Raw genomic sequence first — 7,221 nt, 5'->3', positions numbered from 1 at the left:
TTTTAAAAATATTTACAATTATTTTAATAGGTTATGCAAGAAGTCTAATATTAGTGATAAAAATGTCAGAGAAGAGATTATTACATTAATAAATAGTTTGAAAAATAGTGATGCAAAAATCACTGAAGAAAATGCTGTTTTAAGAACAAGAAATAATGAGATCTTAATTGATTTACAACTTGGTTCTGCAAAAGATACAATACATATTATTTTAGATAGTGTTCAATTGTCACAAGACCCTGATACATTAGAATATACTGCATATGCAATTTTAGTTCAAATTCTAAACAAAGGAATAGCTGATGGTTCAGAATTGAATGCAAAACAAAAATTAGAAGTAGCATTGCCTTATATATGAAACTTTATTGATAAAAACAAAAAAGATACGATAGAGGCAATAACAAACAGAGAAGATATTAAAAATATTAAAATTAAAGAAAAACTTGTTAACTTAGTAAAAGAGTTAACTAGTGAAAATATATCAATTGCAAAAACTAATAAAACTACAATTTTAACTGAAGGATTTAATCGCATTATAGTTACTATAAGTTTTCCTAAAAATGAATACAATGCAACAATTGGTTTAGGAAATGTTAAACCTGAAACAAAATAAATTGTTGGATGTAAAATGCTTTGTATGAATCATATACAAAGCATTTTATATTTAACTGAATAATTTTTATAATTAGTTTTTACTTTGCTATATTTTAAAAATAATTTATAATTAAAAAAGGTGATAATATGCAAACAAAAATAAAAAATTTATTTTACTTAGATACAAAAAGAATTGTGGCAATGGCAATTGTGATTGCTTTATATGTTTTATTGTCATGATTAAGTAAAATAATGAATTTAACAGTTTTTCCCGTTGCTCCATTTTTAAAAATTGAGTTAACTGATTTTTTAATGTTATTATCTCTTCGTTTGTTTGGTATTATTTATGCTAGTTTTTTAACTATTAGTGTTAGTTGATTACGAATGGTTTATTTAGGTGATACCCCCATTGATGTATTTGCTTTAATGTTAGCAGATTTAATTTTTTTATTAGTTTTTTGATTAGGCGATAATTTTTTACGAAAAGGATTTAATCACTTGTTTAAAAATAATTTTTCAAAAAAAGTTGATTATTTAATTACAACAATAAATGTTAGTTTAGCAACAATTATTGCTTCATTTGTAATGACATTATTTAATTGATTATTTATTTATGACATGTATGCTCATTTCTTACATCTTCCCCACGAAACAGTACAATGATTTAAAAGTATTTTAGTACCGATAGTTATTCCTTTTAATTTATTGAAATTTACGATTAATAGTATTGTTTTTATTTTAATTTATCGTGCAGTAATTCACCTTCAAAAGCAATTTATAATAATAAAACCAACAAAAAAAGTAACAGAAGTATTACATGATTATAATATTATTGATGAAATTTATTTTTAAAAAAACAAACTTATTTTCTTGAAAATATTCTTTAATTTATGTTATTATTTGTATGGTATGCCCACGTAGCTCAGTAGGAGAGAGCATGCGCCTTCTAAGCGTAGGGTCGGGAGTTCGAATCTCTCTGTGGGCGCCATTTTTTAAATTGTAATTAAATTAAAAACCTTATTTAAATGATTAAATAAGGTTTTATTTTTTTAAAATTGTTATAATAATATAAAAGATTATTTTATCTAAGGAGGATTTATTAAATGCAAACACCATTAAATTATTATGATGAATTAATTAATGAAATTAAAGAATTAATTAGTAATCATAATTACAATGGGGCACTTATCAAAATTAATGATGAATTGTTGATGCCTTATATTCCTCAACAAGTTGAGAAAGTATTAACAACATTATTACAAGAAGTTAATGAAAAAATTCGAGAACAAAAGCCAAGTGAAACAACAGTTTGAACATTAGCAAAAATTAGTGATATTTTAGCGAATCCATCTGATGAGGAAACTCAATTATTAGCTTTTCAATATTTAAAAGACCAAAATTTACGACAAATTTTACCAGTAATTCGTCAATATTTTCTGAATAAAAAAGTCACTGATTTTACAAAGATTTATTTATTATACTTATTAAAAAAACAAGAAATTACAGAAATATTTGAAGTGAAAAAAACAAATGGTATTTTTCACTTGAATCCAAGTCAAATAATACCATATAAAGAAAATGAACAAGTTAAAATCATAATGAAATTATTAGATCAATGAGTTTATAATGATAATCCTAGTTTATACCATACTTGTTTATATTTGCTAGAAACATATTATTATAACTTATATCCTTATTTTTTAGAAAATAATGAAGAAAAAGCATTAACAATTGCAATTATATATCAAGGTCATCGGATGTATGGCGAAGAAATAGTAATCCAAGATCTGGCAGAACAATTTACAGTTCAAGTTGAAATAGTAAAAAAATATCTTCCTTACTTAACCCAACAAGAATTATAAAATAAATTATTATTTAGAATTAGACCAAAAAAGCAAAATAAATTGGGGAAAAAAGTTATTTAAAGTCATTCTTTTTGTTATAATAAATTATGTGCAATAATTAGTTAAGGAGTAAAATATGAAATTTAAAGCGGAAAAAATACAAGATAAAGGAATTGGAAAATGATATGTAACCATTGATGGTACAGAATGGACAGATTATATTAAAAAAGCTGAAAAAAAAGCAGCAGAGCAATTAGAGGTTCATGGCTTTCGAAAAGGGAAAGTACCTACTGATTTAATTAAAAAACATCTAACTGAAGCAAAAATTTTAGATGCGGCACATCATTTAGTTGTTAATAAAGCTTATAAGTTTGCGTTTGATCAAAAATCAGATATTGAACCATTTTCATCACCAGTTCCAAGTGTACAAAAAATTAGTAAAACAGAGTATATCTTACAATTAGAATTTGATTTAAAACCAGAAGTTAAAATTAGTAAGTATACTGGTTTTACTGATAAAGAATTAAAAAAGACAAAAATTGAAGTTAAAAAAGCAGATATTGATGATAATATTAATCAATTGCGTAATCGTTTTGCAATTTTTAAACCAAAAACAACAGAAATTACAACTGGAGATACAGTAATTTTTGATTTTGAAGGTTTTGTTGATGGAATACCATTTAAAGGTGGTAAAGCAACAGATTTTACTTTAGAAATTGGGAGTGGTCAATTTATTCCCGGTTTTGAAGAATCTATGATTGGTTTAAAAACAGGTGATAAAAAAGAAATTAATGTTACTTTCCCAGCTGATTATCATGTTGAAGAATTAAAATCAACTCCTGCTATTTTTAAGTTAAATATTAAGGAAGTTAAAAAAAAAGAATTACCAGAATTAAATGATGAATTAGCAAAAGATGTTAATTTGAAAGGTATTGATACGTTAGCTAAATTGGAAGCGCATGTTAAAAATAATATTTATGAGCAATTATTAAAACAAGAATATGATCATTTTATTGGCCATTTATTCCGCTTAATTGCAGAAGATTCAAAGATTGCTTTACCAGAATCAATTATTCGTAAAGAAGCAAATCAATTAAAACATGAGTTTGAACAAAAGTTACAAGGTCAACAAATGGATATAAAAACGTATAAAAAACGAACAGGAATGTCAGAAGAAGATATTTTTAATGAGTTATTTAAAGACGCTAAGAATCGTTTAGAAAATGGTGTTATTGTTGATGCGGTTGTTCAAAATGAAAATATTATTGCAACTGAGACAGAAATTGATGAACAATATGAAAAGTTAGGAAAACAATTTGGAATTGATGGTAAAGCATTGAAAGAAACAAAATTAGTATCCGACCAACAAGTAAAAGAACAAGTTATGCATGATAAGGTATTTGCCTTTTTATATCAAAATAATGGTGAATAGAATAAAAACTAACAATAATGTTAGTTTTTTTATATAGGAGGATAATCTGGATTAGCATGAAAAGTGCTGAATTTTCTTTCTTTTTATGATATAATAAGAATATTATTAAGTATTAAACTGGTATTCCTTAATTTTGGGGTAAAGATATAATAAACAGTAGGTGAGATGATTTTTTAAAAATTAGCACTTACCTATTGCAAGTGCTAATTTTTTTGTTATAATTTTTGTGTAACTTAAATTTATATTGCGATATTTTTTAAAATAAGATAAGATATTGTCAATATAAGTGAAGAAAAGAAACAGGAGGTGTTTTGAAGATGGATTCAAAAATAACACAATTAAAAAATGTACCCGTTCTTGTAACACGGGGTAGTTATATTTTTCCAGGCTTTGAACAAGTATTAGAGGTAGGACGAGATAAATCAATTTTAGCGGTGAATACAGCTAGCAAGGATTTTGATAATCATATTGTGTTAGTTAGTCAAAAAAAACCATTAGAAGATAATCCAAAATTATCTGAAATTTATCGAATTGGGATTTTAGCAGAGTTAAAAATTCGTAAAGTATGGGAAGATGGTAGTCTAACAGTTAATTTTAAAGCAGTTGATCGAGTAAAAATTTTAGATTTACGCGAAGGAGAATTTTATGCTGCTGATATTGATATTTTAAAATCATTTGTTAAATCAGAAGATAAAATTGTTGAAAAATTAACAGCGAATATTAAAGAATTAATGGAATTACAAGATATTTTGCCAGAAGATTTATTAGATCAAATTGGTGATTCAGTTGATGGGAATGAAGTTGTTGATACAATTGCCCAATTTTTACCATTTATTCCAGTGGCAAAAAAACAAGAAATTATTGAAGAATTAGATGTTGAAAAAAGACTTCAAATTATTTTTGATCATTTAGTTAATAAACAACAAGCCAATGATATTGATAATAAAATTAGCAAAAAAATTAAAGAACGAGTTGATGAACAACAACGTGAATATTACTTACGAGAAAAATTAAAAGCAATTAAAGATGAACTAGATGAATTTGATGGCGCTGCTGACGAAATGAAATTATATAAAGAACGATTAGCAAAAGAACCATTTCCAAAAAATATTAAAGAACGAATTGAACAAGAAATCACTCGTTACGAAGCATTACCACAAGCATCAAGTGAATCAAATATTATTCGAACTTATATTGATTGAATGATGCAAATTCCATGATGGGAAAAAACAGAAGAAAAAAATGATTTAAAATTTGCAAAAGAAGTGTTAGATAAATATCATTTTGGTTTAGATAAAGTTAAGGAAAGAATTATTGAATACTTAGCCGTTAAAACAATGACTAAATCTTTAAAAGGACAAATTATTTGTTTAGTAGGGCCACCAGGGGTTGGGAAAACAAGTTTAGCAAAATCAATTGCTGAAGCAACAGGACGAAAATTTGTTAAAATGGCCTTGGGAGGCGTAAAAGATGAATCAGAAATTCGCGGGCATCGTAAAACATATATTGGAGCGATGCCAGGCCGCATTATTCAGTCAATGAAACGTGCTGGTTCAATAAATCCATTATTTTTATTAGATGAAATTGACAAAATGGCATCAGATTATCGTGGTGACCCCGCTAGTGCAATGTTAGAAGTATTAGATCCAGAACAAAATTCAACCTTTTCTGACCACTACTTAGAAGAAACATATGATTTAAGTGATGTTATGTTTATTGCAACAGCCAATTATTATGATAATATTCCAGAAGCTTTAATTGACCGAATGGAAATTATTCAATTATCATCATATACTGAATTGGAAAAATTCCATATTGCAAAAGATTATTTAGTTCCAAAAGTATTAAGTAATAATGGTTTAGCAGATGGACAATTAATAATTACTGATGATGCAATTAATGAAATAATTAAATATTATACGCGTGAAGCAGGAGTTCGTCAGTTAGAACGAGATTTAAATGCTGTTGCACGGAAATTTATTGTTAAGTTCTTAAATAAAGAAATGGTTAATTTAACAGTTAAACCAGATACTGTTAATGATTTATTAGGTAAACGTCGTTTTGAACATATCGAAAAAGAAAAAGAATCACAAGTTGGAGTTGTAACAGGATTAGCATATACTCAATTTGGTGGTGATATTTTACCAATTGAAGTTAATAGTTTCTTAGGAAAAGGTTCATTAGTGTTAACTGGAAAATTAGGTGACATAATGAAAGAATCAGCATCAATTGCGTTAGACTATGTAAAAGCAAATTCTGGCAAATTTAACATTGATCCAAAATTCTTTGAAACACATGATATTCATATTCATGTTCCAGAAGGAGCAGTACCAAAAGATGGACCATCAGCTGGAATTACCTTAACAACAGCAATTATCAGTGCTTTAAGTAATCGTCCAGTATCGAAAGATATTGGAATGACTGGTGAAATTACTTTACGAGGACAAGTCTTACCAATTGGTGGCTTAAGAGAAAAATCAATTTCTGCGAACCGTAGTGGTTTAAAAACAATTTTAATTCCACATAAAAATATTAAAGATATTGAAGATATTCCAAAAGAAGTGCAAGAAACATTGAATATTATTCCAGTTGGAACATATGATGAAGTTTTCAAAAATGTTTTTGGCACAAACTAATTTTTAAAATGTATCAAATTGATACATTTTTATTTTCTTTGTTTTAACTCTAAATTGACAAAATAATTTAAGTATAGTAGTATCTTGTTATATATGATTTAAAAAATAGTTTTTTAAAGTACATGGCTTATATTTGTTAGTCCTTAATAAATATAATAATGATAAAGGGTAAAAACTATGCGTGCTATGGTAAAAGTTGAAAAATTAGTAAAAAAAATTCTAAAAAATACAAGAAAACACATTAAAAAACTTGCAAGAGCATTAGGTTTTAGTAAAAAGCAATCAGTACAAATTGCAACAAAAAACACACATAATTTAATAGAAACAATGGAAAGTTATCGAAAAATTACTGATTCAGAGCAAAATTTAAATTTTGAACCAGGTTTTTTAACTAATATATCTTGAACTTTTTTAAATAATGATAGTACTAAAGATGAAGATGGTTATGAAATTCCGATTAAATTAAATGATGAGTCAATTTATGAGGCAATTCCTGAGCCAATTTATGATAATATTCCATCTTCTAAAAATGAACCAATCTATGATTATTTACCACCAGCAAAACCAATTCCAGAATTAAGAAAAGAAACAATTATTACAGTTCCAAAGTTAGATTCAACAAAAGTTAGCGATGTGTATAAAAATATCACAGAAAATGAAAATGATGCAGTAGAAGAAAATACTGTTGAAAGATAAAATAGACTTCTTGCATAAC

At 26.3% G+C, this 7,221-nt stretch carries 6 protein-coding genes and 1 tRNA gene; all 7 read left to right on the top strand.

What is annotated here, in order from left to right; genetic code table 4:
- The coding region (locus EHU54_RS03565) for a hypothetical protein (RefSeq protein ID WP_400248980.1) at positions 1 to 613 on the top strand (613 nt) is incomplete at its 5' end.
- Positions 614 to 741: 128 nt separating this feature from the next.
- Positions 742 to 1,446 (top strand): ECF transporter S component, encoded by a 705-nt coding sequence (locus EHU54_RS03560; protein ID WP_400248979.1) that lies wholly within the window; start codon positions 742 to 744, stop codon positions 1,444 to 1,446.
- A 59-nt stretch (positions 1,447 to 1,505) separates the two neighbouring features.
- Positions 1,506 to 1,582: transfer RNA gene (locus EHU54_RS03555), tRNA-Arg, on the top strand.
- Between the two features lie 115 nt (positions 1,583 to 1,697).
- The gene (locus EHU54_RS03550; RefSeq protein ID WP_400248978.1) at positions 1,698 to 2,456 is read left to right on the top strand and encodes a DUF3196 family protein; all 759 of its coding nucleotides are present in this window, start codon (positions 1,698 to 1,700) and stop codon (positions 2,454 to 2,456) included.
- Positions 2,457 to 2,574: 118 nt separating this feature from the next.
- Positions 2,575 to 3,870 carry a trigger factor gene (gene tig, locus EHU54_RS03545; RefSeq protein WP_400248977.1) on the top strand — a complete coding sequence of 432 codons (1,296 nt, stop codon included), beginning with the start codon at positions 2,575 to 2,577 and terminating at the stop codon, positions 3,868 to 3,870.
- A gap of 317 nt (positions 3,871 to 4,187) precedes the next feature.
- Positions 4,188 to 6,506 (top strand): endopeptidase La, encoded by a 2,319-nt coding sequence (lon, locus tag EHU54_RS03540; protein ID WP_400248976.1) that lies wholly within the window; start codon positions 4,188 to 4,190, stop codon positions 6,504 to 6,506.
- Positions 6,507 to 6,683: 177 nt separating this feature from the next.
- On the top strand, positions 6,684 to 7,202 hold the full coding sequence (locus EHU54_RS03535; RefSeq protein ID WP_400248975.1) for a hypothetical protein: 519 nt from the start codon (positions 6,684 to 6,686) through the stop codon (positions 7,200 to 7,202).
- Positions 7,203 to 7,221 lie beyond the last annotated feature (19 nt).

Origin of the sequence: Spiroplasma sp. ald (assembly GCF_044714355.1) — a bacterium.
Lineage (GTDB): Bacteria > Bacillota_I > Bacilli_A > Mycoplasmatales > Mycoplasmataceae > Spiroplasma > Spiroplasma phoeniceum.
Note: the sequence above shows the minus strand (reverse complement) of the source record. Positions and strands in the feature narration are given on the sequence as shown.